Genomic DNA, 25,435 nt, shown 5'->3' with positions numbered 1-25,435 from the left:
GCCCGGCGCTCCGGACCGCCGTTCACCCCCGGAGGGTCACGCCCCGGTCAGGCCCTCGATCAGTTCGTCCGCCGCGCGGTAGGGGTCCAGCGTGCCGGCGGTGATGCGTTCCGCGAGGGCGTCCAGGCGGCGGTCGCCGTGGAGGTCGCCGATGCGGCGGCGCAGCGCGGTGACCGCGATGGTCTCGACCTCGCGGGCGGCGCGCGCCCGGCGGCGCTCGGCCAGGACGCCGTGCTCCTCCATCCAGGCCCGGTGCTTCTCCAGCGCCTCGACCACCTCGTCGACGCCCTCGCCGCGCGCGGCGACCGTCTTCACGATGGGCGGGCGCCAGTCGCCCGGACCGCGGGCCTCGCCGAGGCCGAGCATGTGGTTCAGTTCCCGCGCGGTGGCGTCCGCGCCGTCCCGGTCGGCCTTGTTGACGACGTACACGTCGCCGATCTCCAGGATGCCCGCCTTGGCCGCCTGGATGCCGTCGCCCATCCCGGGGGCCAGCAGGACGACGGAGGTGTCGGCCTGCGAGGCGATCTCGACCTCGGACTGGCCGACGCCGACCGTCTCCACGAGGATCACGTCGCAGCCGGCCGCGTCCAGGACCCGGATGGCCTGCGGCGCGGCCCAGGCGAGCCCGCCGAGGTGGCCGCGGGTGGCCATGGAGCGGATGTAGACGCCCGGGTCGGAGGCGTGGTCGGACATGCGGACCCGGTCGCCGAGCAGGGCGCCGCCGGAGAAGGGGGACGACGGGTCGACCGCGAGCACGCCGACCCGTCTGCCCTGCTTGCGGTAGGCCGTCACCAGCGCCGAGGTGGACGTCGACTTGCCGACGCCCGGCGAGCCCGTCAGGCCCACCACATAGGCGCCCCCGGTCAGCGGGGCGAGGGCCGCCATCACCTCCCTGAGCTGCGGGGACGCCCCCTCGACCAGGGAGATCAGCCGGGCCACGGCCCGCGGCCGGCCTTCCCGGGCCCGGGCGACCAGCGAGGAGACGTCCTGCATCACAGCTCCGTTCGGTGAGAGGTGGTGGCCCGGTCAGGCCGAGGGGACCCGGACGATCAGCGCGTCGCCCTGGCCGCCGCCGCCGCACAGCGCCGCCGCCCCGGTCCCGCCGCCGCGCCGCTTCAGCTCCAGCGCGAGGTGGAGGACGAGGCGGGCGCCGGACATGCCGATCGGGTGGCCCAGGGCGATGGCACCGCCGTGGACGTTCACCTTTTCGGTGGAGACGCCGAGGTCCTTCATTGACTGCACGGCGACCGCGGCGAAGGCCTCGTTGATCTCCAGGAGATCGAGGTCGGAGACGTCCAGCCCCTCCTTCCGCAGGGCGTGCAGGATGGCGTTGGAGGGCTGCGACTGCAAAGAGTTGTCGGGACCGGCCACGTTGCCGTGGGCGCCGATCTCGGCGATCCACTCCAGGCCCAGCTCCTCGGCCCTGGCCCTGCTCATGACGACCACGGCCGCCGCGCCGTCGGAGATCTGCGAGGCGGTGCCGGCGGTGATGGTGCCGTCCTTGCCGAAGGCGGGCCGCAGCCGGGCGAGGGTCTCGGCGGTGGTGTCGCCGCGGATGCCCTCGTCCTGGCTGAAGAGGACCGGGTCGCCCTTGCGCTGCGGGATCTCCACGGGGGTGATCTCGGCCTCGAAGACGCCGTCCTTCTGGGCGGCGGCGGCGCGCTGGTGGGAGAGGGCGCCGATGGCGTCCTGCTCCTCGCGGGTGATGCCGAGGCGGGTGTTGTGGTGGTCGGTGGACTCGCCCATGGCGATGTTCTCGAAGGCGTCGGTCAGCCCGTCGTGCGCCATGGAGTCCAGCATCTCCACCGCGCCGTACTTGTGGCCCGCGCGGGACTTCGGCAGCAGATGCGGGGCGTTGGTCATGGACTCCTGGCCGCCGGCCACCACCACGTCGAATTCACCGGCGCGAATGAGCTGGTCGGCCAGGGCGATGGCGTCGAGGCCGGACAGACACACCTTGTTGACGGTGAGCGCGGGGACGCTCATGGGGATGCCCGCCTTGACGGCGGCCTGGCGGGCGGGGATCTGCCCGGCGCCCGCCTGGAGCACCTGCCCCATGATCACGTACTCCACCTGGTCACCGGTGATGCCCGCCCGCTCCAGGGCCGCCTTGATCGCGAAGCCGCCCAGGTCGGCCGCGGAGAACGGCGTGAGCGAGCCGAGCAGCCGCCCCATGGGGGTGCGCGCGCCCGCGACGATCACCGAGGTCGTGCGGTTCGTCCCAGAAGTTCCCGAAGTTCCAGAAGCCATGAGCTGCGATCCCCTTACCGGCCTGCACAGCCGCGGAGTGAACGAGGGTTTACTACGAATGTACTGAGCGGCCCTCCGCCCCGTCACCGGGCCGTCGGTGTGATCGCGCGCACGTTGCGTAACCGCGGCGGGGGCGTTGCACTGAGTCCATGCTGACGCGAATCGACCACATCGGAATCGCCTGCCGCGATCTCGACACGACCGTCGAGTTCTACCGTGCCACCTACGGCTTCGAGGTGACCCACACCGAGGTCAACGAGGAGCAGGGGGTGCGCGAGGCCATGCTGAGGATCAACGGCACCTCGGACGGCGGCTCCTGCTACCTCCAGCTGCTGGAGCCCGTCCGGGAGGACTCCGCCGTCGGCAAGTGGCTCGCCAGGAACGGGGAGGGCGTGCACCACATCGCCTTCGGCACGGCGGACGTCGACGGGGACGCGGAGGAGATCCGCGGCAAGGGGGTCCGGGTCCTGTACGACGAGCCCCGCAGCGGGTCCATGGGGTCCCGCATCACCTTCCTGCATCCCAAGGACTGCCATGGCGTTCTGACAGAACTGGTCACTTCGGCGGCCGTTGGGACACCGGAGCACTGACCCTCCTGCATAGGGGCCGGTAGGGTTGGGTGCGGTCGCCGCTCAGTCCAGGGTGACCCGGTCCTGTCGTCGTCGGCGCCGGGACCGCCGGGGCCCGTGTTTCGGGGGGCGGGCGACGGGGCGGCGGCCTCCGCTCCCCCCGTGATCTGACACCATTCCCCGGGGGCCCCGTTCGGCGGGACGGACGGAGCCCTGTCAAGGAGATTCGCGACCAGGGGACGGATGGGACCGCGCAGTGCGGGGCTACGAGAGCCAGGAGCGAGAGCCGGCGGCTGACGTCGACCACCTCTCTCGGTTCGAGGCCGAGATGAAGCGGCTGAGGACCGAGCGGGAAAAGGCGATCCAGCACGCCGAGGACCTCGGCTACCAGGTCGAGGTGCTGCGCGCCAAGCTGCACGAGGCGCGGCGCACCATCATGTCCCGGCCCGCCTTCGACGGCGGGGACATCGGGTACCAGGCCGAGCAGCTCCTGCGGAACGCGCAGGTGCAGGCCGAGCAGCTGCGCGCGGACGCCGAGCGGGAGCTGAGCCAGGCGCGCGCGCAGACCCAGCGCATCCTCCAGGAGCACGCGGAGCAGGCCGCCCGGCTCCAGGCCGAGCTGCACCAGGAGGCCGTCACCCGGCGCCAGCAGCTCGACCAGGAGCTGGCCGAGCGCCGCCAGACCGTCGAGGCGCACGTCAACGAGAACGTGTCGTGGGCCGAGCAGTTGCGGGCCCGCACCGAGCAGCAGGCCCGCCGGCTGCTCGACGAGTCCCGCACCGAGGCCGAGCAGGCCCTGGCCACCGCCCGCGCGGAGGCCGAACGGGTGACGGGCGAGGCGCGGCAGCGGCTGCGCGGCGAGGCGGAGAGCGCCCGCTCCGAGGCCGAGCAGATCCTGCGCCGGGCCCGCGCGGACGCCGAGCGGCTGCTGAACGCCGCCTCCACCCAGGCGCAGGAGGCCACCGACCACGCCGAGCAGGTGCGCAGCACCACGGCGGCCGAGTCGGAGACCAGCCGCCGCGAGGCCCAGGAGCTCAGCCGGGCCGCCGAGCAGCGCATGACGGAGGCCGAGGAGGCGCTGCGCACGGCGCAGACCGAGGCCGAGAAGCTGGTCACGGAGGCGACCGAGGCGGCGGCCAAGGCCCTGGCGAGCGCCGAGTCCGCCAACGAGCAGCGCACCCGGACTGCGAAGGAGCAGGTCGCCCGGCTGGTCGGCGAGGCCACGAAGGACGCCGAGTCGACGCGGGCCGAGGCCGAGCAGGTGGTCGCGGACGCCCGCGCGGAGGCCGAGAAGGTCGTCGCCGAGGCCGTCGAGAAGGCCCGGACGCTGACCGCCGAGGAGTCGGCCACCCAGTTGTCGAAGGCGGCGAGGACCGCCGAGGACGTGCTGAACAAGGCGTCCGAGGAGGCCAAGCGGACCACCCGGGCCGCCGCCGAGGAGGCCGAGCGGATCCGGGGCGAGGCCGAGGCCGAGTCGGACCGGCTGCGGGCCGAGGCGCACGACATCGCCGCGCAGCTCAAGGGCGCGGCGAAGGACGACACCAAGGAGTACCGCGCCAAGACCGTCGAGCTGCAGGAGGAGGCGCGCCGGCTGCGCGGCGAGGCCGAGCAGCTCCGTGCCGACGCGGTGGCCGAGGGCGAGAAGATCCGTGCCGGGGCCCGCAAGGAGGCGGTGGCGCAGATCGAGGAGGCGGCGAAGTCCGCCGAGGAGCTGCTCGCCAAGGCGAAGGCCGACGCCGACGAGCTGCGGCGGGCCTCGGCGGCGGACAGCGAGAAGGTCCGCACCGAGGCGATCGAGCGGGCGACGTCGCTGCGCCGTCAGGCCGAGGAGACGCTGGAGCGGGCCCGCGCCGACGCCGAGCGGCAGGGCGCGGAGGCCGCCGAGCGGGTGGAGGCGCTCCAGGAGGAGGCCGAGCGGGCCGCCCGGGAGCTGCGCGAGGAGACCGAGCGGGCCATGGAGGCCCGGCGGGCGGAGGCGGCCGAGGAGGCGGCGCGGCTCCAGGCGGAGGCCGAGGAGCGCCGCACCGCGGCCGACGAGGCGCTGGCCGGGGCCCGCGAGGAGGCCGCGCGCATCCGCCGGGAGGCCGGCGAGGAGAGCGAGCGGCTGCGCACCGAGGCCGCCGAGCGGGTCCGGGCGCTCCAGCAGCAGGCCGAGGCGGAGGCCGAGCGGCTGCGCACCGAGGCCGGCGCGGACGCCGCCGCCTCCCGTGCCGAGGGCGAGTCCGTCGCCGTGCGGCTGCGGTCGGAGGCGGCGAGCGAGGCGGAGCGGCTGAAGTCGGAGGCGCAGGACACCGCCGACCGGGTGCGCGCGGAGGCGCGGGCCGCGGCCGAGCGGATCTCGGCGGAGGCGTCGGAGACCCTGGCCGCCGCACAGGAGGAGGCGGCCCGCCGCCGCCGCGAGGCCGAGGAGACGCTCGGCGCCGCCCGCCAGGAGGCCGGGCAGGAGCGGGAGCGGGCCCGGGAGCAGAGCGAGGAGCTGCTGGCCTCGGCGCGCACCCGGGTGGAGGAGGCGCAGGCCGAGGCGGTCCGCCTGGTCGAGGAGGCCGAGCGGCGCGCGACGGAGATGGTGGCCGCCGCCGAGCAGCACGCGACGCAGGTGCGGGAGTCGGTCGCCGGGCTGCACGAGCAGGCGCAGGAGGAGATCGCCGGACTGCGCAGCGCCGCCGAGCACGCGGCGGAGCGCACCCGGCGCGAGGCGGGCGAGGAGTCCGACCGGGTCCGCTCCGACGCCCACGCGGAGCGGGAGCGGGCGGGCGAGGACGCCTCCCGGCTGCGCCGCGAGGCGCGGGAGGAGTCGGAGGCCGCCAAGGCGCTGGCCGAGCGGACCGTGACGGAGGCCGTCGAGCAGGCCGAGCGGGTCCGGGCGGACGCGGCGGAGCACGTCCAGCGGCTGCGCACGGAGGCCTCGGACACCATCGCCGAGGCGGAGCGCGGCGCGGCGCGGACCCGGGCGGACGCCCGGGAGGACGCCAACCGCATCCGGTCCGACGCCGCGGCTCAGGCCGACACCCTGATCACCGAGGCCCGGTCGGAGGCCGAGCGGCTCACGACGACGACGGCGGCCGAGACCGAGCGGCTGACGGCGGAGACGGCGGCGGAGGCGGAGCGGGTCCGCGCCGAGGCGACGGCGGAGGCGGAGCGGGTCCGCGCGGAGGCCGCGGGCGAGGCGGACCGGCTGCTGACGGAGTCGGTGGCGGAGGCCGACCGGCTGCGCGCGGAGACCACCGCCCGTGCCGAGCGGCTGGTGTCGGAGGCCACCGGGGAGGCTGAGCGGCTGCGGGCCGAGGCCGCCGAGACGGTGGGGTCGGCCCAGCAGCACGCGGAGCGGGTGCGCGCCGGGGCGGAGCGGGCCGGCGCGGAGGCGGCCCGGGAGGCGGAGCGGGTCACCGCGGCGGCCCGGGAGGAGGCCGAGCGCACCCTGGACGAGGCCCGCAAGGACGCCAACAAGCGGCGTTCGGAGGCGGCCGAGCAGGTCGACACGCTGATCACCGAGACGGCGGCGGAGGCCGACAAGCTGCTGGCCGAGGCGCGGCAGCAGGCGCAGACGACGACGGCGGACGCCGAGGCGCAGGCCGACACCATGGTGGGCGCGGCCCGCAAGGAGGCCGAGCGGATCCTCGCGGAGGCGGCCATCGAGGGGAACACCCGGGTGGAGCGGGCCCGCACGGACGCCGACGAGCTGCTGGTCGGGGCCCGCCGGGACGCGACGGCCACAAGGGAGCGCGCGGAGGAGCTGCGCGACCGGCTGACCTCCGAGATCGAGGAGCTGCACGAGCGGGCCCGCCGGGAGGCGGCCGAGACGATGAAGTCGGCCGGCGACCGGTGCGACGCGCTCATCAAGGCGGCCGAGGAGCAGCTCGCGAAGGCGGAGGCGAAGGCCAAGGACCTGGTCTCCGAGGCCGGTTCGGAGGCGGGCAAGGTGCGCATCGCCGCCGTGCGGAAGGCCGAGGGGCTGCTCAAGGAGGCCGAGGCGAAGACGTCCTCGCTGACCAAGGAGGCCGAGGCGATCAAGGCCGAGGCGATCCGCGAGGCACGGCGCACGGTCGAGGAGGGCAAGCGCGAACTGGACACGCTGGTGCGCCGCCGCCAGGACATCAACGCCGAGATCTCCAGGGTGCAGGACGTCCTGGAGGCACTGGAGTCCTTCGAGGCGCCGACGGGGGTGAAGGAGAACGGGGGGAAGGCGAATGCCACCGTGGGGGCCCCTCGTTCGGGTGGCAAGTCGTCAGACAGCTAGCGTGGGGGGCGGTTTCGTAGTGTCCTGGGGTATTTGACCACACCCCGGTTCGATGCTCTGATCAGACCTTTGGCAAGCCTTCCGGAAGCCAGCCACCCAAAAGAGGTGTGATTCTCCAGATCAACAGCGCAACCGCTCGATGACACACCGCATCGGCGCCTAGGATTCCCCCTATCACCTCACCGGTCTCTTTCGACAGGAACCCCATGAGCGACACTTCCCCCTACGGATTCGAGCTTGTGCGGCGTGGGTACGACCGCGCTCAGGTGGACGAACGGATCTCCAAGCTCGTCTCCGACCGTGACAGCGCTCTCACCCGTATCACCGCCCTGGAAAAGCGGATCGAGGAACTCCACCTCGAGACCCAGAACGCCCAGGCCCAGGTCAGCGACGCCGAGCCGTCGTACGCCGGTCTCGGTGCCCGGGTCGAGAAGATCCTGCGCCTGGCCGAGGAGGAGGCGAAGGACCTGCGTGAGGAGGCCCGTCGCGCGGCCGAGCAGCACCGTGAGCTGTCCGAGGCGTCCGCCCAGCAGGTCCGCAACGAGGCCGAGTCCTACGCGAGCGAGCGCAAGGCCAAGGCCGAGGACGAGGGCATCCGGATCGTCGAGAAGGCCAAGAGCGACGCGTCGCAGCTCAGGGCCGAGGCGCAGAAGGACGCGCAGTCCAAGCGGGAGGAGGCGGACGCCCTCTTCGAGGAGACCCGCGCCAAGGCCGCGCAGGCCGCCGCCGACTTCGAGACGAACCTGGCCAAGCGCCGCGAGCAGTCCGAGCGCGACCTGGCCTCCCGTCAGGCCAAGGCGGAGAAGCGGCTCGCGGAGATCGAGCACCGGGCGGAGCAGCTCCGGCTGGAGGCCGAGAAGCTGCGCACGGACGCCGAGCGCCGCGCCCGCCAGACCGTGGAGACGGCGCAGCGCCAGGCCGAGGACATCGTGGCCGACGCCAACACCAAGGCCGACCGCATCCGTTCGGAGTCCGAGCGCGAGCTGGCGGCGCTGACCAACCGTCGCGACTCCATCAACGCGCAGCTCACCAACGTGCGCGAGATGCTGGCGACGCTCACGGGTGCCGCGGTGGCGGCGGCGGGTTCGCCCGTCGAGGACGAGTCGGTCTCCCGCGGGGTGCCGGCCCAGCAGTCGCGCTGACGCCCGGGCGCACCCGGCCGGACGGGTGAGGAGCACCGGCGGAGCCCCCTGCCACTGCGGTGGCAGGGGGCTCCGTCCCGTTCTAGCGTGGGCCGCATGATCGAGCTGGACGGGCTGACGAAGCGGTACGGCGACAGGGTCGCGGTCGACGACCTCACCTTCACCGTCAGGCCCGGCATCATCACCGGTTTCCTCGGTCCCAACGGCGCGGGCAAGTCCACCACCATGCGGATGGTGCTCGGTCTGGACCGTCCCACCTCGGGGGACGTCCGCATCGACGGGCGGCGCTACGACCGGCTGAAGGACCCGCTGACCCGGGTCGGGGCGCTGCTGGACGCGAAGGCGATGCACGGCGGGCGCAGCGCCTTCAACCATCTGCTGTGCCTGGCGCAGGCCAACGGGATTCCGGCGCGGCGGGTGCACGAGGTGCTGGACACGGTCGGGCTGACGCCGGTGGCGCGGAAGAAGGCGAAGGGCTTCTCGCTCGGCATGGGCCAGCGGCTGGGGATCGCGGGGGCGCTGCTCGGGGACCCGCGCATCCTGATGTTCGACGAGCCGGTGAACGGTCTCGACCCCGAGGGCATCCACTGGATCCGGAACCTGATGAAGTCGCTGGCGGCACAGGGCCGCACGGTCTTCGTCTCCTCACATCTGATGAGCGAGATGGCGCTGACCGCCGATCATCTGGTGGTGATCGGCCAGGGCCGGCTGCTGGCCGACACCTCGATGGCGGACTTCATCGCGGAGAACTCGCGCGGCTACGTCCGGGTCCGCACCCCCGAGCGCGAGTCCCTGCTGGACGCGCTGCGCGGGGCGGGACTGACGGCCGTCGAGGGCGGCGGCGGGGTGCTGGAGGTGGACGACGCCGAATCGGAGGCGGTCGGGGAGCTGGCCGCGCGGCACGGGATCACGCTGCACGAGCTGAGTCCGCAGCGCGCCTCGCTGGAGGAGGCGTTCATGCGGCTGACGGCCGGGTCGGTGGAGTACCACGCGCACGACGGAGAGCCCGCCGCGCCGCCCGGGGCGGCCGGACCGGACGTGCCGGCCGGACCGGACGTGCCGGCGGGGGCGGTGGGGGCGGTGGGGCCGCCGGGACGGCCGGGGGCGCGGGGTCCGCGGCAGGGCTGGGGCAGCGAGTGGAGGCAGCGATGAGCACGGCGGCGGCGCAGGTCGTACGGTCGGAGTGGACCAAGATCCGCTCGGTGGCGTCCACGGTGTGGACGCTGTCGCTCGCCGTGGTCGTCTCCGTCGCCCTCGGCATGCTGATCTCGGTGCTGTCCCGGAACGAGTTCGACAGCATGAGCCCCCGGGACCGGCTCTCCTTCGACCCGACCTACGTCAGCTTCGCCGGGATGAGCCTCGGTCAGCTCGCGATGATCGTGTTCGGGGTGCTGGTGGTGGCGAACGAGTACAGCTCCGGAATGATCCGCACCTCGCTGGCGGCCGTGCCGCAGCGCGGCACCTTCCTGTTCAGCAAGGTCGCGGTGGCCACCGCGCTCGCCCTGGCCGTCGGCCTGGTCACCGCCTTCCTGGCCTTCTTCCTCGGCCAGGCGATGCTCGGGGACCTCAGGGCCTCCCTCGGCGATCCGGGCGTGCTGCGCGCGGTGATCGGCGGCGGGCTCTACATGACGCTGATCGCGATGTTCTCGATGGGCGTCGCCGCGATGCTCCGCTCCCCCATGCTCTCGCTCGGCATCCTGATGCCGTTCTTCTTCCTGATCTCCAACATCCTCGGCAACGTGGACGTGACCAGGAAGGTCGGCCAGTACCTGCCCGACCAGGCGGGCAGCCGGATCATGCAGGTCGTCACCCCGGTCGACCGCGAGCCGCCCTACGGCCCCTGGGGCGGGCTCGGCATCATGGCGCTGTGGGTGGCGGCGGCGCTGCTCGGCGGATATCTGGTGCTGCGGCGCCGGGATGCGTGATCCGCTCCATCGGTTCCGATCCCGCCCGATTTTACCCGCGTTTGAACGGAACCGTCAGCTCCTCGGTATCCTCCTAACCCTTACGGGGGCTGATGCCCCGCTGTCCTGAACCTTTCGATGGGTGCGGAGCATGATCGAAGCAGTCGGCCTCACCAAGCGCTACGGCGACAAGACCGCTGTGCACAACCTGTCCTTCCAGGTACGGCCCGGCGCCGTCACCGGCTTCCTGGGCCCCAACGGCTCGGGCAAGTCGACGACGATGCGGATGGTGCTCGGCCTGGACAACCCCACCGCGGGCCATGTGACGATCGGCGGCTACCCGTACCGCAGGCTGCCGAACGCCCCCCGTCAGGTCGGCGCGCTGCTCGACGCCAAGGCGGTGCACGGCGGGCGGTCCGCCCGCAGCCACCTGCTGAGCCTGGCCCAGCTCTCCGGCATCCCGGCCCGCCGGGTCGACGAGGTGCTCGGCGTGGTGGGCCTCCAGGACGTGGCCAAGCGGCGCTCCAAGGGCTTCTCCCTCGGCATGGGCCAGCGGCTCGGCATCGCCGCGGCGCTGCTCGGCGACCCGCAGGTCCTGCTGTTCGACGAGCCGGTCAACGGCCTCGACCCGGAGGGCATCCTCTGGGTGCGCAATCTGATGAGGGCGCTCGCCGCCGAGGGCCGCACCGTCTTCGTCTCCTCCCACCTGATGAGCGAGATGGCGCTGACCGCCGATCACCTGATCGTGATCGGGCGCGGCCAGTTGCTCGCCGACATGAGCGTCAAGGACTTCATTTCGGCCAATTCCGCGGACTTCGCGCGGGTCCGCACCCCGGACGGCGAGCCGGAACCGCGCGAGAAGCTCATCTCCGCGCTGACCGGCGCCGGCGGCCATGTGCTGCCCGAGCAGGACGGCGCGCTCCGGGTGACCGGGCTGCCGCTGCCCCGCATCAGCGACCTCGCCCACGGCACGGACGTACGGCTGTGGGAGCTGTCCCCGCACCAGGCGTCGCTGGAGGAGGCGTACATGCGGATGACGCAGGGCGCCGTCGACTACCGCTCGACCGTCGACCAGAGGGCCGGGCTCCAGCAGCCGCTGCCGCCCGGGGCGCAGCCCCCGGTGCCGATGCCCGTGCCGGGACAGGGCCAACCCGGCTGGTACGCCCCGCCGCCTCCCCAGGGCACCCCGCCGGGCCAGGCGGCCCCGCCCACACCGGCGCCCGCGCCCACGCCCGCCACCGACCCGAGCCAGCCCGAGGACTCCCGATGAGCACGCCCCAGCCCCCGACGCCGCAGGCCGCCCCCGGCGCCCACCCGGCGGCGTCCGCCGCGCCGTACGCGACCTACACCTCGCCCATCCCGGTGGTGCGCACCCACCTCGGGCACGCGCTGGCCTCGGAGTGGACGAAGATCCGGTCGGTGCGCTCGACGATGTGGACCCTGGGCGTCTTCGTCCTGCTGGTCATCGGCATCGGCCTGGCGGCCGGGGCGATCGTGGCGAGTTCCGACGCGGACGCGTCGGGCGAGAGCCCGCTGAGCCTCGGCATGTTCGGGCTGCTGCTCGGCAGCATGTGCGTCATCACGCTCGGCGTGCTGACCACCGCCTCCGAGTACGGCACCGGCATGATCCGCACCACCATGACCGCCTGCCCCAGCCGCGGCCGGGTGCTCGCGGCCAAGGCGCTCGTCTTCTTCCTGGTGGCCTTCTCGGTGACGCTGGTCGCCGTGACCCTGGTCGCGCTGGCCCACGCGTCGATGCTGGAGGGCAACGGCGCCGCGGACCCGACGGGCGAGGAGTGGCTCAAGGCCACCGTGGGCATCTCGCTCTACATCGCGCTGCTCGGCCTGCTGTCGCTGGCCATCGGCTCGGTCATGCGCCACTCGGCGGGCGCCATCACCATCATGATCGGGCTGGTCCTCGCCCCGCTGGTGATCGCGCTGTTCATGTTCTCGTCCTCGCTGGAGCGCCTCCAGCTCGCCCTGTTCGAGTACTCGATCCCCAACCAGCTCGGCGTCTTCTACTCCACGTCGCTGAGCGACACCGGCCCGACGGGCTGGGACCCGCTGTGGATCATGCTCGGGGTGACGGCCGTGGCGTTCGGCGCCGCCTTCGCCCTGCTGGAGCAGCGGGACGTCTGACCGGCCGGACGGCCGCCCCGGCTCAGAACTTCGGCGCGTTCCGGGACCGCCGCACCCGCGTGGTGCGGCGGTCCCGCGCGTTCCAGCAGGCCTTGTGCCAGTGCCGGCGGTCGTCGACGCCCGCGTGGTCGGGCCAGGCCACCACGTGCGGGACGCCGTCCGGGATCATCTGGTCGCAGCCGGGGCAGCGGTACGCCTTGCCCCGCGCGCTGGCGCCCGCCACGTGCCGCACGTTCCACTCCTCGCCCCGCCAGTCCTCGGACGACTGCCAGCCGCCGTAGCGGCCCGGGTCGTCGTCCTCGGCGCTCCGGCCGGACGGACCTGCTCCCTTGGGTCGGTTGCGACGCGGGGACACTCGGACACCTCTCGGAGCTGTGCGGGGACGGGGCCCGTCCAGCGTACGCGGCGGGGAGCGGCGCCCCGGCGCGACGAGCGATTCTGCAGACAATCCGCAAATCTCTCTGAGCCCACCGTGTCCTCGGCACGTGTCGGGCGGTTATGCCCTGCGGGGGAGCTCCGGGTAGGGGCCGAGGAAGCAGGAAGAGCATGCGCGTAGGTAGTTTCGTGTTGGGTGCCCAGTTCCCGGGCCAGGGCCACGGGGAGGCGCTGCACCGCGCGGTCCGCACGGCCGAGGTCGCGGAGGAGTCGGGGCTCGACGCGGTCTGGCTGGCCGAGCACCACTTCGTCCCGTACGGCACCTGCCCGTCGGCGGTGACGCTGGCGGCGCTGCTGCTGGGCCGCACCCGCCGCATCCGGGTCGGCACCGCGGTCAGCGTGCTGCCCACCGCGCACCCCGTCGCCCTGGGCGAGCAGGCCGCGCTGCTGCACATCACCAGCGGCGGCCGGTTCTCGCTGGGCGTGGGGCGCGGCGGCCCCTGGGTCGACCTGGAGGTGTTCGGCAGCGGCCTCGCGGCGTACGAGAACGGGTTCCCGGAGTCACTCGATCTGCTGATGCGCTGGCTGCGCGAACCGTCCGTCGGCGCCTCGGGGGACCGCTTCCGCTTCCGCGAGGTGCCGGTCGTGCCGCGCCCCTCGGAGGCGCTGGCCGAGACCCCGGGCCCGGAGGTGGTCGTCGCCTGCACCTCCCCGGTGAGCGTGCGGCTCGCCGCCGAGCGGGGGCTGCCGATGCTCCTCGGGATGCACGCCGGGGACGAGGAGAAGGCCGAGATGGTCGCCCTGTGGCGGCGCCACGCCCGCGCGGCCGGTGTCCCGGCGGACGAGGCCGCGGCGGCGGGCCATGTTTCGGCCGGGGTCTGCCAGATCGCGGACCGGCGGGCGGACGCGGCGGAGGCCCTGGAGAAGGCGATGCCGGGCTGGCTGCGCCAGGGGCTCGGCGCCCATGTCACGGTGGACGGGCGCCCCCGGCGGATGCGCGACCCGCTGGCGTACACCGAGCTGCTCTGCGGGCTCCATCCGGTGGGACCGCCCGGGCTCTGCGCGGACCGGCTGGCGGCGACCGGAGAGCGGACCGGGATCACGCGCTTCGCCCTGCTCGTCGAGGGCTCCGGCGATCTCGCGGCGACCGAGGAGAACGTCCGGCGGCTGGGCGCCGAGGTGCTCCCCCGGCTCTCCTGAGCCCGCACCGCGCCCCTGAGCCCGCGCCCCGGTCCCGCACGGCCCCGGACGGCCCGGCCCCGGTCCCCCCGGGGGCCGGACCGCCGGGCCGCGCTGGCGGCCCGCCGCTCCGGTACTGACGCACCTCCCGGGCGCGGAGCGGCGGACCGACGGCGGTCAGCAGTCGCGCAGTTCCGGCGACTGGTTGAGCAACTGACCCCGCACCGAGGTGAAGCGGGTCAGCCTCTCGTCCGCCGAGGAGTCGGTCGGGAACACCGCCACCCGGTGGCAGTTCTGGAAGGCCAGCCGCACCCCGAAGTGCCGCTGCAGAGCGCCGCGGATCGCGTCGCTGGCGAGCGCGCGCAGCAACTGGCCGCGCGCCTGCTCGTCCGGCGGAGGCGTCTGGTTGTCGGCGAAGACACCGCCGTCGACCTTCAGCTGGGCCACCAGGGAGCTGATCATCTCCCACGCGTAGGGAAGGGAGGTCCGGACGCAGTCGACGAATTCTGCTTCGTCGACCTCGCCTCGCTCGGCCTTTTCCAGTAGGGCCGGTGAGACGTCGAGCGACATGGGTTCTCCTCTCGCACCCCCGACCAGCAGGGGTTGCCGGACAGTGAAAGGAGGACACGAAACCGATCACGCTGCGTACACGCCTCGCGACCTCCCGTTCACCACCGTAAGCAACCGAACGTGACGGCACCAGGAGAACGCCGGTATGAACATCAAGCGGTAGGCACACAATCGGCCAGTGCCGAAGTCGGGGCCAATGGGAGAAGTGGGACGGACCCCCCGGACCGCCGGGCGGCGGGGCGGGCGGGTCCGGGGCGGGCGAATCGCGCCGGGGCGGGCGCGTCGAGTAGCGTTGCCGACCATGCGTCTCGTCATCGCCCGCTGCTCCGTCGACTACGCGGGGCGGCTCACCGCCCATCTCCCCTCGGCCCCCCGCCTGATCCTGGTCAAGGCCGACGGCAGTGTGTCGATCCACGCCGACGACCGGGCCTACAAGCCCCTCAACTGGATGTCGCCGCCCTGCACCCTCAAGGAGGGCGGGGGTGACGAGGCGGGGATCTGGACCGTCGTCAACAAGGCGGGCGAGAAGCTCATCATCACGATGGAGGAAGTCCTCCACGACTCCTCGCACGAGCTGGGCGTCGATCCCGGCCTGATCAAGGACGGCGTGGAAGCGCACCTCCAGGAGCTGCTGGCCGACCGCATCGAGACGCTCGGTGAGGGCTACACCCTGATCCGCCGCGAGTACCCGACGGCCATCGGTCCGGTCGACATCCTGTGCCGGGACGCCGACGGCGGGACCGTCGCCATCGAGATCAAGCGGCGCGGCGAGATCGACGGCGTCGAGCAGCTCACCCGCTACCTGGAGCTGCTCAACCGCGACCCCCACCTCGCCCCGGTGCGCGGTGTCTTCGCCGCCCAGGAGATCAAGCCGCAGGCCCGGGTGCTGGCCACGGACCGGGGCATCGGCTGCCACGTCCTGGACTACGACGCGCTGCGCGGCATCGAGGACGACAAGCTGCGCCTGTTCTGAGCGGGGTCTCCCCCGCACGGGGCCGGGTCCGGATCACGGACCCGGCCCTTCGCCGTGCGCGGGCGGTGACCGGCGGGGGCCTCACCGGCGGGCCCCGGGGGCACCGGGGCCGGACGGCTGCCGCCGCGTCGCGCGGGGGCGGGGGCTCGGCGGCCGTCACCGCGCCGCGGCCCCCTACGGCGGGAGGGGGGGAGCCGCGGACCGGTACCGCGGCGGGCACCGCGGACGTGCGGCGCGGACGTGCGGCGCGGACGTGCGGCGCGGGCGCGCGCGTCGGGCGCGCGGACACGGGCCCGGCTCGCGGACACGGGGACCGCAGGACGGGCCAGGGGCAGGGCGGCGGGCCGGCTCAGATCATCGGGTCGGTGGCCCTGCCCGGCACCGTGACGAGAAGGTCCTCGGCGCCGCCCGGGGAGCCGCTCCCCGGGCCGGGCTCCGGGGAGACGGCCGTGGCCGGGGCGCCGACGGGGCCGGAGGCGGTGTCCGTCTGCGGCGGCACCGGCGGTTCGGCCTCCGTGGAGGTGCCGTCGGTGGGCGGTTCCTCCGTCGCCGTGGTGGCCGTCGGGTCCGGTTCGCCGGTGGGCGACGTGGTGGGGTCCGGCCCGGTCCCGGTCGGCGTCGGCGAGCCGGGCGTCCCGCTGGGCGAGCCCGTGCCGGTGCCTTCGGTGGCGCCGCCGTCCCCGTCGTCGGTCGGGTCCGGGGTGGTGGCCTCGTCGGAGGGCTCCACCGAGTCGCTGGGCAACGGGGACCCGGTGGGGGCGGTGGGGGTGCCGGGGTCCGGCACGGAGGGCCCGGCGGTCCGCTCGGCGTCCACGAAGGTGCTGCCGTCGTCCTCGGAGCGGCCGGTGTCCGGCTCGCCCTCGTCGGCGTCCCGGGTGGCCGTCGGGGTGGTGCCGACGCTGTCGACGGGGTCGGTGGGGTCGTGGTCCGAGGTGGCGCCCAGGGTCACCACGGTGCCCAGCACGGCGACCAGCAGGGCCGCGGCCCCGGCGGCGACCAGATTGCGCCGGGCGAAGCCCTTGATGCCACCGCCCTTGCGGGCGCCGCCGGGCTCGGCCCTCGGCACCGGGCGGGTGCCGCCGGACGGGAAGTGCGACGGCGGCTGGAGCGGCGGGAACGGCGCGGGCACGACCGCCGTCACCGGCTCCTCGGGCTCCGTGCCGAACGGACCCGCCCCGAACGCTCCCGTCCCGAACGCCCCCGCCGGGAACGGCTCCTCGCCGGACGGCCCCCGGCGCGCCGCCGGACCGGGACCTGCGGCGCCGGGACCGCCCGGCAGGGCCAGGGTGCCGAATCCGGCGGAGGTGGAGGCGGCGGGCCCGGCCTCCAGGGCGAGCGGGCCGGGGGTGTCCCCGGAGCGGTCGGCGACCAGGGCCAGGGCGCGCCGCCCGGCCACGGCACCGCGCCGGTCGGAGAGCGCGCCGCGCAGGGCGATGGACGCCTCCAGTTCGGCGCGGGCCCGGTCGAGGTGTCCCCCGCACAGGGCGAGCACGCCCAGCTCATGGCGGAAGTAGGCCGCTCCGGCCACGTCACCGGCGCGCAGGGATGCCTCGGCCCCGGCCCGCAGCGCCCGCTCCCAGGCGCTCCAGTGCAGCCCGGCGGCGAGGGCGGGCGCCGCCGCGCGGGCCAGCCGGACGGCGGGGACACCCTCGTCGTCCGCCCGCCCGTCCGGCTCCGACGGACCGGTCCCGGCCGTCTCCGGCGCCTCGGCGCCGGCCGCCGGGGTGAGCGCGGCGAGGGCGGTCAGCGCGGCGAGCACCGCGTCGGCCTCGGCGCGGACGCGGTCGGGGCCGACCGAGGGGTGGCCGGTCCACCAGGTGTAGTGCCGGGCGGCGGCCAGGGCGCGGTCGGCGGAGGTGCCGGCGTATCCGGCGTCCTCCAACTGGCCGAGGACACCGGCCGCGAGCCGGTGGCGGGAGCCGACGGGGGTGACCAGTCCGCAGCCGGTCAGCTCGCCCAGGGCGGCGTCCGCGTGGGTGTCGCCGACCAGGGCGGGCAGGTGCGCCTGGTGGGGCACCTCGCCCCCGAGGGCGACGGCGAACTCCAGGGTGGCGCGGGCCGCTTCGCTCAGCCCGGCGGCGAGCAGCGGCGCGGGCGCGGCGGCCTCCCCGACCGAGGGGAGCGGCGGCGCGGGCGCGGCCCCTGACGGGGCGTCGGCCACGGCGTCGCGGGGAGCGTCGTCCCTGCCGGGCCGGGCGTCCCCGGCGGCGTCCTCCCCCTCGTGGGAGCGGAGTTCACCGGCTCCGCCCGCCTCGTCGGGGGCCTGGTGCTCCCCCGCGTCGCCGAGGTCGCCGGCGGCCCCGGCCCGCCTGCGGTCGCGGTCCCTCAGCAGGGCACCGGCCTGCACGAACCGCAGCGGCAGGCCCTCGGACTCGAACCAGAGGTCACCGGCCCAGGTGACCTCCTCGTCGGTGAGGCTCCGTCCGGCGGCACGTTTCAGCAGTTCCGCGCCCGCGGCACGGTCCAGTCCGGTGAGGGCGACCTCCTCGACGGCGGCCGCGGCGGAGGGCGCGGGCACGTCCGGGGCGGCGGCGAGGAGGAAGGCGCACTCGGGGGTGGCGGCCAGCAGCCCGTCCAGCGCGTCGCCGCCGAACTCCAGGTCGTCGAGGACGACGACGGCGCCGATGTCCCGCACGTGCGCGGCCAGTTGGTCCCGGTCCGGGTGGTACCCGGGGGCGTGGTGGACGGCGTGGAAGAGGTCGTGGAGCAGGTCCTCGGCGCCCCGGCGGAAGCCGCTGAGGCGGACGACGCCGTCGGGCGCGAGATCGGCGCAGTCCCCGGCGACGAGGTCGAGGAGGCTGCTGCGGCCGGAGCCCTCGGGGCCGGTGAGGCGGACGGAGCGCCCCCGGGCGAGCAGGCCGACCAGCCGTTCGCGCTCGTCGCGGCGGGCGTCGGGGGCGAGGAGGGACGCGGCGGTCCCCGCCGGGGCGGACGGCGCGGCGTCGCGGTCCGCCTCGGCGCGCTCCGCGGCGGTGCGGCGGGCGGGCGGCCCGGGGCGCGCGGGCGGCGGGCAGACCTCTATCTCGCTGCCGTCGACGGGGTTGACGGTGAGCAGCAGGTCCCCGGTGTGCAGCCGTGCCGTACGGACGAGTGCGGGCTGCCCGAAGTCGGCCGCCAGGGGGTCCCTGGGCGGGCGCGGCGGGCGGCCGTCGCCGTTGCGGCGCTCCTCGGGTCCCCGGGTGTTCGGGTCCATCGGTCAAAGCCCCCAAAAGCGTCGTGTGCCGGGCCCCGGTCGGGGCCGTCCCCTCCCGGCCTTGCCGCACACCGCGCTGTCGCCTCTGGTCCGGGCCCGCCAGTGGGTCGCGAGTCGGCGGGCAGCCAGACCCTAAACCTTCGCCCAGTATCGCCGACAGTCCGGGGTACCGGGCCGCCCGGGACATCACGGTCTCGTGAGGATTGCGTGCGGAGGGCGGATTCGCCGGGTCCCGTCCCGCGCCGCCGCCCGCCGCAGCGCACCCGCGCCCGCCGTGTTCACGGGCGCGCTCCGCGCCCGGCACCCGCCCGCACGACGACCCGGCCCCGCGCGGCACCCCGGTCACCCCGGTCACCCCGGTCACCCCGGTCACCCGCGAGGGAACCCGTACCGTGCCGACACCCACCGCCCGACACCCGGCACCCGGCACCCGCCGCCAACGCCGTCACCGGCCCCGGAACCGCCACCGGCACGCTCCGCAGGCCGCGCACGCCGGGCGGGACCCGGCGCCGGAGGGGTCACACCCTCGGCAGGCTCTCCACACCGATGCCGCCCTCGATCGCGAGGATGCGGTGCAGCCGGGTGGCCACCAGCAGGCGCTGCATCTGCGGCGGTACGTCGCGCAGGACCAGCCGTCGCCCGCGGCGCCCGGCCCGGCGGTGCGCACCCATGATCACTCCGAGCCCGGTGGCGTCCCAGGAGTCCAGCTCTGACAGGTCCAGCACGAGGTCGCCGACCCCGTCGTCGACGGCCGAGTGCAGGACCGTACGGGCGTCCGCCGCGCTGCGGACGTCGAGGCGGCCCCCGACGACCAGCTCGACGTGGTCGCCCCTGATGTGCATATGCGCTCCCCGGCGTGCGTCGTGGTGCTCCGCGAATGTGTCCCGGCGTGTACGGCCTCTCGGCACGGCCGGGGTGGCGCGGTCATGACGCGGCCCCGGCCGGGCGATGCAAACTCTGACCGGCCGTCACCTTCAGAGGTTGCCGTCCGTGAGTGAACCGATACCGAATTCACCCCGGCGTGTGATGTCGACGGTGCGGATGCGGCGTCAGTGCTTGTAGAAGCCCTGCCCGCTCTTGCGCCCGATGTCACCGGCGTCCACCATCCGGCGCATCAGCTCCGGCGGGGCGAACTTCTCGTCCTGGGACTCGGTGTAGATGTTCTCCGTGGCGTGCAGCAGGACGTCCACGCCGGTCAGGTCGGCGGTGGCCAGCGGCCCCATCGCATGGCCGAAGCCCAGCTTGCAGGCGAGGTCGATGTCCTCGGCGCTGGCGACGCCCGACTCGTAGAGCTTGGCGGCCTCGACCACGAGGGCCGAGATGAGACGGGTCGTCACGAAGCCGGCCACGTCGCGGTTGACGACGACACAGGTCTTGCCGGTGGACTCGGCGAACTCCCGGGCGGTGGCCAGCGTCTCGTCGCTGGTCTTGTGGCCGCGCACCAGTTCGCAGAGCCGCATCATCGGGACCGGCGAGAAGAAGTGGGTGCCGACGACCCGCTCGGGACGCCCGGTGACCGCCGCGATCTTGGTGATCGGGATGGCGGAGGTGTTGGAGGCGAGGACCGCCTCGTCCTTCACCAGCTTGTCCAGCGCGCGGAAGATCTCGTGCTTGACGTCCAGCCGCTCGAAGACGGCCTCGACGACGATGTCGGCGTCCGCGACGGCGTCCAGGTCGGTGGTCGGGGTGATGCGCGCGAGGGCGGCCCCGGCGTCCTCGGCGGTGAGCCGGTCCTTGGCGACGAACCGGTCGAACGACGCCCTGATGCCGTCGGTGCCGCGGCGCAGCGCCTCGTCGGTGACATCGCGCAGGACGACGTCCCAGCCCGCCTGGGCGGAGACCTGGGCGATACCGGATCCCATGAGACCGGCTCCGATGACGGCGAGCTTCCGTGCCACTGTGCGACTCCCCTTCGAGACACTCACGGACTGTTCCTGACTGTTACTCGCGGACACTAGCGCTAGCGGCCGGGTGCGGGACGGGTTAGTAACGCGTGTCACGTCTCACGCAGTGAGACGCCGGTCACGTCCCGCTCCCGACCCTCCCCGCGGGGGCCCGGCGGACCCCTCCGGGCCCGGAGGCGGGAGGCCCGGCGAAAGGACCCCCCGCCGGTGTTCCTTCCACCAACCGCCTTTGTTCACGCATGAGTTGTTGACGCGCGTAGCGTCGTGGCGCACGCTGGTCGCCGGACGCCCCGCAGCGAGGGGCCGCCGCGACCCCACCCCCACGACGGTCGATCGGGAGACCCAGATGGTCGGACGCACGACACGCATCCTCCTCTCATTTGTCATGGTCATGGCAGCTTCAATGCTCGGTGTGGCCGCCGGCGCGGGAACGGCCCGGGCCGACGGCTGCTACACCTGGGGCCGCACCCTCTCCCAGGGCTCCTCCGGCAGCGATGTGACGCAGCTCCAGATCCGGGTGGCCGGCTGGGTCACCTCCGGCGAGCGGCTCTCCTACGACGGCCAGTACGGCGCCCGGACCACCGCCGCCGTCAAGAAGTTCCAGTCGGCGTACGGGCTGGCCGCCGACGGTGTGGCGGGTCCGGCGACCTTCAACAGGATCTACGCGCTCCAGGACAACGACTGCACCCCCGCGCACTTCACCTACGCCGAACTGAACCGGTGCAACTCCACCTGGGCGGGCGGTGCGGTACCGGCGGCCACCGCCAAGGCCAACGCCCTGAAGACCATGTGGAAGCTGGAGGCCCTGCGGCACGCCCTCGGCGACGTGCCGATCACCATCTCCAGCGGGTTCCGCTCCGCCTCCTGCAACAGCGCCGTCGGCGGCGCGGCGGGCAGCCGCCACCTCTACGGCGACGCGGCCGACCTGGTCGGCTCGCCGAGCTTCTGCACCCTCGCCCGCCAGGCCCGGGTGCACGGCTTCTCGGAGATCCTCGGCCCCGGCTACCCGGGCCACAGCACCCACACCCACGTGGCCTTCGACCCGTCGCCGTACTGGTCCGCGTCCTCCTGCGGCATCTGACGGACGGCACCGGACGCCGGGCGGGACGGCCGGGACTCCGCTCCCCCGTCCCGCCCGGCCGCGTGGCGCCCGGCACATCGGCGCCCGCTCCGGGCGGGCCGTCACTACGCTGGCCCCATGGTCAATCTGACGCGCATCTACACCCGCACCGGCGACCAGGGCACCACCGCCCTCGGCGACATGAGCCGGGTCCCCAAGACGGACCTCAGGATCTCCGCCTACGCCGACGCCAACGAGGCCAACGCGGTGATCGGCACGGCCATCGCCCTGGGCGGACTGCCGGAGGACGTCACCGAGGTCCTCGTCCGCGTCCAGAACGACCTGTTCGACGTGGGCGCCGACCTGTCCACCCCGGTGGCGGAGAACCCCGCGTACCCCCCGCTGCGGGTCGAGCAGTTCTACGTCGACCGGCTGGAGGCCGACTGCGACCGCTTCCTCGCCGAGCTGGAGAAGCTGCGCTCCTTCATCCTGCCCGGGGGCACCCCCGGCGCGGCCCTGCTGCACCAGGCGTGCACGGTGGTGCGCCGTGCCGAGCGCTCCACCTGGGCGGCGCTGGAGGCGCACGGCGACACCATGAACCCGCTCACGGCGACGTATCTGAACCGCCTCTCCGACCTCCTGTTCATCCTGGCCCGCACGGCCAACAAGGCGGTCGGCGACGTGCTCTGGGTGCCGGGCGGGGAGCGCTGACGCGGCACCCGCGCTGACGCGGCACCCCGCGCTCCCGGGCGCCCCGGCCCGGCGCCGCTCTCCGGCGCCGCTCTCCGTGGCCCGGGCGCCCTCCCCCGGCGCCCCGTCAGGTGACGCGGCGGGCGTTGAGCCGGGCGGCCCGCCGGGTCAGGTGGTCGCGCTCCGCGAGGCTGGGCGCCCGGTGGGCCGCCTCGGCGTACAGCCGGGCCGCGGTCACCGGATCGCCGTCGCGCTCGTGGAGGTGGGCCGCGACCGCGGTGTACCGGGGCAGCGCCGGATCCAGCTCCGCGAGCGCGGCGAGACCGGCGCGCGGCCCGTCGGCCTCCCCGACCGCGACCGCGCGGTTGAGCCGGACGACGGGGCTGTCGCTCAGGCCGACCGGCTCGTCGTACCACTCCACGATCTGGACCCAGTCGGTCTCCTCGGCGGTGGCCGCGTCGGCGTGCGGGGCGGCGATGGCGGCCTGGGCCTGGAACTCGCCCAGCCGGTCCCGGGCGAGGGCCGCCCGGAGCACGCCGACGCCCTCGGTGATCATCCCGGTGTCCCACCGGCCCCGGTCCTGCTCGGCGAGCGGGACCAGGCGGCCGTCGGGCGTGGTCCGGGCGGCCCGCCGGGCCCGGCGGAGCACCCCGCGGGGCCCGGGGCGGCCGTACGGGCCCGCAGCGCCCTCAGCGGTGCGCCCGCTCCTCCCGCCGGGCCTCCCCGGAGCCGTCGGCGGGGGCCTTCCTCGGCCACACCGCGTAGGACAGCGCGATCAGCCCGTGCAGGGCCACGGTCCGCAGCGCCGCCCCCTGGAAGCTCCGCAGCGACGCGGTGTCCCCCGCGTCGCCGACGTACCAGACGGCGCCCTGGAGCAGCGCGCAGGCCACCGCGGCGCCCAGCACGGTGCGCAGCCACAGCCCGCCCTCGTGGCGGGCCCGGGCCATCCCGTGGCGGGGCGGCTTCGGCGGGCGCGGGGCGCCCGCCAGGCGGTGCGCGGCGTGCCCGTCCAGCCAGTGCAGCGTGTAGCGCCCGTAGGCGACCGTGTACCCGAGGTACAGCGCGGCCAGGCCGTGCTGCCAGCCCGGTTCGGCGCCGCCGCGCAGGTCGATGGCGGTGACGGCGAACAGGACCAGTTCCAGGACCGGCTCGCCGAGGAGCAGGAGCGCGCCCGCGCGGGGCCGCTTCAGCAGGTAGCGGGTGGCCAGGCCCAGGGCCAGGAGCACCCAGAAGCCCACCTCGCAGGCGATGATCAGTCCGATGACCACGGCGGTCTCCCCTCGTCCGCTCCAGCCTCCCGCGCGCGCCGGGCCGCGGCGTCGTCGCCGGTGACGAACCCCGGGTACATCGAAGGATGCAGTCCCGGACCCTCCCCGGGGAGCGGGCGGACGGCGCGGGGCCCGTGTTGGATGGGGACATGGCCGTACGACTCCCCCGCCCGCACCGCTTCGACGTGTACGCGGCGACGGCGGGACTGCTCGGCGGGCTGCTGCTGTGGGGCCTCGGGCTGGGCGTACGGCCCGCCGGCGAGCCGTTCGTGCTGCTCGGCGCCCCCTGGGTGCCGCTGGTCCCGCTCGCGCTCACGGCGGGCTGCGAGGTGCTGCGCCGCGCCGCGCCCCGGGCCGCCCTGCTGACCGGCACGGCCGCGCTGATCGCCGACACCGTCACCCGGGGCAATCTGGTGACGATCATGATGTACACCGATCTGATGTACGCCGCCGTGCTCTACGGACCGCCCGCCTCCGCCCGCCGCATCCCCTGGATCACCGGGCTGCTCACGGTCGCCGGAGCGGTGGTGCCGTACGCGCTGTGGCGGGTCCCGGAGGCGCTGCTGATCGGGGTGGCGGTCGGCATCGTGTCGTTCGCGCCCGCCTCCACGGGGCTGATCGTGCGCAGCCACCGCGAGGCCGCCGACGCCGCCCGGCTGCGCGCCGAGCAGACCGCGCTGCTGGCCGAGAAGGACCGGGTCCAGGCGGTCACCGCGGAACGCTCCCGGATGGCCCGGGAGCTGCACGACCTGGTCGCCAACCACCTGTCGGCCATCGCCATCCACTCCACCGCCGCGCTCTCGCTGGACGATCCGGCGACCACCCGGCGGGCGCTCGGGGTGATCCGGGAGAACAGCGTCGCCGGACTGGCCGAGATGCGGCGGCTGATCGGGCTCCTCCGGGACACCGCCGGCGACCGCGGGCCCGCCGCCGCGCCCACCCTCGACGGGCTCGGCGCGCTGGTCGAGGGCGCCCGCGCCAACGGACTCGACGTCACCCTGGAGGCGGAGCACGGCCAGGGGCTGCCCGCCCCGGTCGAACTGGCCGCCTACCGGATCGTCCAGGAGTCGCTCACCAACGCCCTCAAACACGCCGCGCCCGGCCCCGTCCGGGTGCGGCTCGCCTGCGGGGAGCGGGTGCTGCGGGTGCGTGTGACCAGCCCGTACGGCGGGAAGGACGGTCCGCGTGTGCCCGGTTCGGGCGCGGGGCTGGTCGGGATGCGCGAGCGGGTGGCGCTGCTGCGGGGCACCTTCGGCGCCGGACCGGAACCTTCCCCGTCGGATGACTCCACCCTCTGGACGGTCCGGGCCGCACTGCCCCTCGACGAAGGAGATGCCGCGTGATCCGTGTACTCGTCGCCGAGGACCAGTCGGCCGTCCGGGCCGGGCTGGTGCTGATCCTCGGCAGCGCCCCGGACATCGAGGTGGCGGGCGAGGCGGCGGACGGCGAGCGGGCGGTGGAGCTGGCCCGGGAGCTGCGCCCCGACGTGGTGCTGATGGATCTTCAGATGCCCCGGCTGGACGGGGTGTCGGCGACCCGGCTGATCACCGCGGAGAGGCTGGCCGACGTGCTGGTGCTGACCACCTTCGACCTGGACGAGTACCTCTTCGGGGCGCTGCGGGCGGGCGCGGCCGGCTTCCTGCTGAAGAACGCCGAGGCGCGGGAGCTGATCGCGGCGGTGCGCACGGTCGCCGGCGGAGAGGGCGTCGTCGCCCCGGGGGTGACCCGGCGGCTGATCGCGGAGTTCGCCGCGCGGCCCGGCCGGGGCTCCGGCGCCGATCCGGCCGTCCTCGACACCCTGACGCGGCGGGAACGGGAAGTTCTTTCCTGTCTCGGCCGGGGACTGTCGAACGCGGCCGTCGCCGAGCGGCTCGGGATGGCCGAGGCGACGGTGAAGACGCACGTCAGCCGCCTTCTGGCGAAGCTGGAGCTGCGCAGCCGGGTGCAAGCGGCGGTGCTCGCGCAGGAGTTGGGTATCTAGC

21 protein-coding genes and 1 pseudogene are annotated in these 25,435 nt (G+C 74.8%); 13 read left to right on the top strand and 9 right to left on the bottom strand.

Going from position 1 to position 25,435, the window contains the following annotated elements; all coding sequences use genetic code 11:
* Positions 1-36: 36 nt before the first annotated feature.
* Both meaB and GTY84_RS21965 read right to left on the bottom strand, forming a co-directional pair.
* Complete coding sequence (gene meaB, locus GTY84_RS21970; RefSeq protein WP_161228028.1) at positions 37-993, bottom strand: methylmalonyl Co-A mutase-associated GTPase MeaB; 957 nt, start codon at positions 991-993, stop codon at positions 37-39.
* A gap of 33 nt (positions 994-1,026) precedes the next feature.
* Complete coding sequence (locus tag GTY84_RS21965) at positions 1,027-2,250, bottom strand: acetyl-CoA C-acetyltransferase (protein ID WP_161228027.1); 1,224 nt, start codon at positions 2,248-2,250, stop codon at positions 1,027-1,029.
* A 149-nt stretch (positions 2,251-2,399) separates the two neighbouring features.
* Between GTY84_RS21965 and mce the strand changes: the two genes are divergently transcribed.
* The 7 genes from mce (at position 2,400) to GTY84_RS21930 (ending at position 12,241) form a co-directional block, all read left to right on the top strand.
* On the top strand, positions 2,400-2,840 hold the full coding sequence (gene mce, locus GTY84_RS21960; RefSeq protein WP_161228026.1) for a methylmalonyl-CoA epimerase: 441 nt from the start codon (positions 2,400-2,402) through the stop codon (positions 2,838-2,840).
* Positions 2,841-3,075: 235 nt separating this feature from the next.
* Positions 3,076-7,056, top strand: coding sequence for a polarized growth protein Scy (scy, locus tag GTY84_RS21955; protein ID WP_161228025.1), 3,981 nt, complete (start codon positions 3,076-3,078; stop codon positions 7,054-7,056).
* Between the two features lie 206 nt (positions 7,057-7,262).
* Complete coding sequence (locus GTY84_RS21950; RefSeq protein ID WP_161228024.1) at positions 7,263-8,198, top strand: cellulose-binding protein; 936 nt, start codon at positions 7,263-7,265, stop codon at positions 8,196-8,198.
* 96 nt (positions 8,199-8,294) lie between these two features.
* Positions 8,295-9,350 carry an ABC transporter ATP-binding protein gene (locus GTY84_RS21945; protein WP_161228023.1) on the top strand — a complete coding sequence of 352 codons (1,056 nt, stop codon included), beginning with the start codon at positions 8,295-8,297 and terminating at the stop codon, positions 9,348-9,350.
* Positions 9,347-10,123: an ABC transporter permease gene (locus GTY84_RS21940; RefSeq protein WP_161228022.1), complete on the top strand. Its 777-nt coding sequence runs from the start codon at positions 9,347-9,349 to the stop codon at positions 10,121-10,123. Before GTY84_RS21945 ends, GTY84_RS21940 begins: the two co-directional genes overlap by 4 nt.
* A gap of 130 nt (positions 10,124-10,253) precedes the next feature.
* The gene (locus tag GTY84_RS21935; RefSeq protein WP_237532493.1) at positions 10,254-11,372 is read left to right on the top strand and encodes an ABC transporter ATP-binding protein; all 1,119 of its coding nucleotides are present in this window, start codon (positions 10,254-10,256) and stop codon (positions 11,370-11,372) included.
* A complete protein-coding gene (locus GTY84_RS21930) occupies positions 11,369-12,241 on the top strand; it encodes an ABC transporter permease (RefSeq protein ID WP_161228021.1) in 873 nt (290 codons plus the stop codon). The genes GTY84_RS21935 and GTY84_RS21930 overlap by 4 nt, the downstream gene beginning before the upstream one ends.
* Before the next feature lie 22 nt (positions 12,242-12,263).
* On the opposite strand, the gene GTY84_RS21925 is transcribed toward GTY84_RS21930, so the two are convergent.
* Positions 12,264-12,596, bottom strand: coding sequence for an ATP/GTP-binding protein (locus GTY84_RS21925; RefSeq protein WP_161228020.1), 333 nt, complete (start codon positions 12,594-12,596; stop codon positions 12,264-12,266).
* 191 nt (positions 12,597-12,787) lie between these two features.
* Between GTY84_RS21925 and GTY84_RS21920 the strand changes: the two genes are divergently transcribed.
* Positions 12,788-13,816, top strand: coding sequence for an LLM class flavin-dependent oxidoreductase (locus GTY84_RS21920; protein ID WP_161228019.1), 1,029 nt, complete (start codon positions 12,788-12,790; stop codon positions 13,814-13,816).
* 156 nt (positions 13,817-13,972) lie between these two features.
* Here the strand turns inward: GTY84_RS21920 and GTY84_RS21915 are convergent, their stop codons facing one another.
* A complete protein-coding gene (locus tag GTY84_RS21915) occupies positions 13,973-14,365 on the bottom strand; it encodes an SCO5389 family protein (protein WP_161228018.1) in 393 nt (130 codons plus the stop codon).
* A 301-nt stretch (positions 14,366-14,666) separates the two neighbouring features.
* On the opposite strand from GTY84_RS21915, the gene nucS reads away from it, so the two are divergent.
* Complete coding sequence (gene nucS, locus GTY84_RS21910; protein ID WP_161228017.1) at positions 14,667-15,338, top strand: endonuclease NucS; 672 nt, start codon at positions 14,667-14,669, stop codon at positions 15,336-15,338.
* Positions 15,339-15,687: 349 nt separating this feature from the next.
* Here nucS and GTY84_RS21905 read toward each other — a convergent pair whose 3' ends face one another.
* The 3 genes from GTY84_RS21905 to GTY84_RS21895 form a co-directional block, all read right to left on the bottom strand.
* On the bottom strand, positions 15,688-18,531 hold the full coding sequence (locus GTY84_RS21905; protein WP_161228016.1) for an ATP-binding protein: 2,844 nt from the start codon (positions 18,529-18,531) through the stop codon (positions 15,688-15,690).
* Between the two features lie 518 nt (positions 18,532-19,049).
* The gene (locus tag GTY84_RS21900; RefSeq protein WP_161228015.1) at positions 19,050-19,373 is read right to left on the bottom strand and encodes an STAS domain-containing protein; all 324 of its coding nucleotides are present in this window, start codon (positions 19,371-19,373) and stop codon (positions 19,050-19,052) included.
* A 207-nt stretch (positions 19,374-19,580) separates the two neighbouring features.
* Positions 19,581-20,429 (bottom strand): 3-hydroxyacyl-CoA dehydrogenase family protein, encoded by an 849-nt coding sequence (locus GTY84_RS21895; RefSeq protein ID WP_161228014.1) that lies wholly within the window; start codon positions 20,427-20,429, stop codon positions 19,581-19,583.
* A gap of 352 nt (positions 20,430-20,781) precedes the next feature.
* Here GTY84_RS21895 and GTY84_RS21890 point away from each other — a divergent pair, with 352 nt between their 5' ends.
* On the top strand, positions 20,782-21,516 hold the full coding sequence (locus GTY84_RS21890; protein WP_161228013.1) for a D-Ala-D-Ala carboxypeptidase family metallohydrolase: 735 nt from the start codon (positions 20,782-20,784) through the stop codon (positions 21,514-21,516).
* Positions 21,517-21,633: 117 nt separating this feature from the next.
* Positions 21,634-22,206, top strand: coding sequence for a cob(I)yrinic acid a,c-diamide adenosyltransferase (locus tag GTY84_RS21885; protein ID WP_161228012.1), 573 nt, complete (start codon positions 21,634-21,636; stop codon positions 22,204-22,206).
* Between the two features lie 106 nt (positions 22,207-22,312).
* On the opposite strand, the pseudogene GTY84_RS21880 reads toward GTY84_RS21885, so the two are convergent.
* A pseudogene (locus GTY84_RS21880) lies at positions 22,313-22,822 on the bottom strand (DUF6596 domain-containing protein); the annotation flags it as partial.
* A 52-nt stretch (positions 22,823-22,874) separates the two neighbouring features.
* Positions 22,875-23,453, bottom strand: a complete 579-nt coding sequence (locus GTY84_RS21875; RefSeq protein WP_161228011.1) for a hypothetical protein — start codon at positions 23,451-23,453, stop codon at positions 22,875-22,877.
* 149 nt (positions 23,454-23,602) lie between these two features.
* Here GTY84_RS21875 and GTY84_RS21870 point away from each other — a divergent pair, with 149 nt between their 5' ends.
* Positions 23,603-24,796, top strand: coding sequence for a histidine kinase (locus GTY84_RS21870; RefSeq protein ID WP_161228010.1), 1,194 nt, complete (start codon positions 23,603-23,605; stop codon positions 24,794-24,796).
* Entirely contained in the window at positions 24,793-25,434 is a 642-nt protein-coding gene (locus GTY84_RS21865; RefSeq protein ID WP_161228009.1) for a response regulator transcription factor, read from the top strand. Before GTY84_RS21870 ends, GTY84_RS21865 begins: the two co-directional genes overlap by 4 nt.
* Position 25,435: the final 1 nt, after the last annotated feature.

The organism is Streptomyces sp. SID8352 (assembly GCF_009862265.1).
GTDB lineage: Bacteria > Actinomycetota > Actinomycetes > Streptomycetales > Streptomycetaceae > Streptomyces.
The sequence above is the reverse complement of the archived record's forward strand: the minus strand, read 5'-3'. Positions and strand labels throughout refer to the sequence as shown.

Coding starts and splice junctions, on each gene's coding strand:
- meaB (WP_161228028.1), bottom strand. CDS start 993: ATGCAGGACGTCTCCTCGCTGGTCGCCCGGGCCCGGGAAGGCCGGCCG.
- GTY84_RS21965 (WP_161228027.1), bottom strand. CDS start 2,250: ATGGCTTCTGGAACTTCGGGAACTTCTGGGACGAACCGCACGACCTCG.
- mce (WP_161228026.1), top strand. CDS start 2,400: ATGCTGACGCGAATCGACCACATCGGAATCGCCTGCCGCGATCTCGAC.
- GTY84_RS21950 (WP_161228024.1), top strand. CDS start 7,263: ATGAGCGACACTTCCCCCTACGGATTCGAGCTTGTGCGGCGTGGGTAC.
- GTY84_RS21945 (WP_161228023.1), top strand. CDS start 8,295: ATGATCGAGCTGGACGGGCTGACGAAGCGGTACGGCGACAGGGTCGCG.
- GTY84_RS21940 (WP_161228022.1), top strand. CDS start 9,347: ATGAGCACGGCGGCGGCGCAGGTCGTACGGTCGGAGTGGACCAAGATC.
- GTY84_RS21935 (WP_237532493.1), top strand. CDS start 10,254: ATGATCGAAGCAGTCGGCCTCACCAAGCGCTACGGCGACAAGACCGCT.
- GTY84_RS21930 (WP_161228021.1), top strand. CDS start 11,369: ATGAGCACGCCCCAGCCCCCGACGCCGCAGGCCGCCCCCGGCGCCCAC.
- GTY84_RS21920 (WP_161228019.1), top strand. CDS start 12,788: ATGCGCGTAGGTAGTTTCGTGTTGGGTGCCCAGTTCCCGGGCCAGGGC.
- GTY84_RS21915 (WP_161228018.1), bottom strand. CDS start 14,365: ATGTCGCTCGACGTCTCACCGGCCCTACTGGAAAAGGCCGAGCGAGGC.
- nucS (WP_161228017.1), top strand. CDS start 14,667: ATGCGTCTCGTCATCGCCCGCTGCTCCGTCGACTACGCGGGGCGGCTC.
- GTY84_RS21905 (WP_161228016.1), bottom strand. CDS start 18,531: ATGGACCCGAACACCCGGGGACCCGAGGAGCGCCGCAACGGCGACGGC.
- GTY84_RS21900 (WP_161228015.1), bottom strand. CDS start 19,373: ATGCACATCAGGGGCGACCACGTCGAGCTGGTCGTCGGGGGCCGCCTC.
- GTY84_RS21890 (WP_161228013.1), top strand. CDS start 20,782: ATGGTCGGACGCACGACACGCATCCTCCTCTCATTTGTCATGGTCATG.
- GTY84_RS21885 (WP_161228012.1), top strand. CDS start 21,634: ATGGTCAATCTGACGCGCATCTACACCCGCACCGGCGACCAGGGCACC.
- GTY84_RS21870 (WP_161228010.1), top strand. CDS start 23,603: ATGGCCGTACGACTCCCCCGCCCGCACCGCTTCGACGTGTACGCGGCG.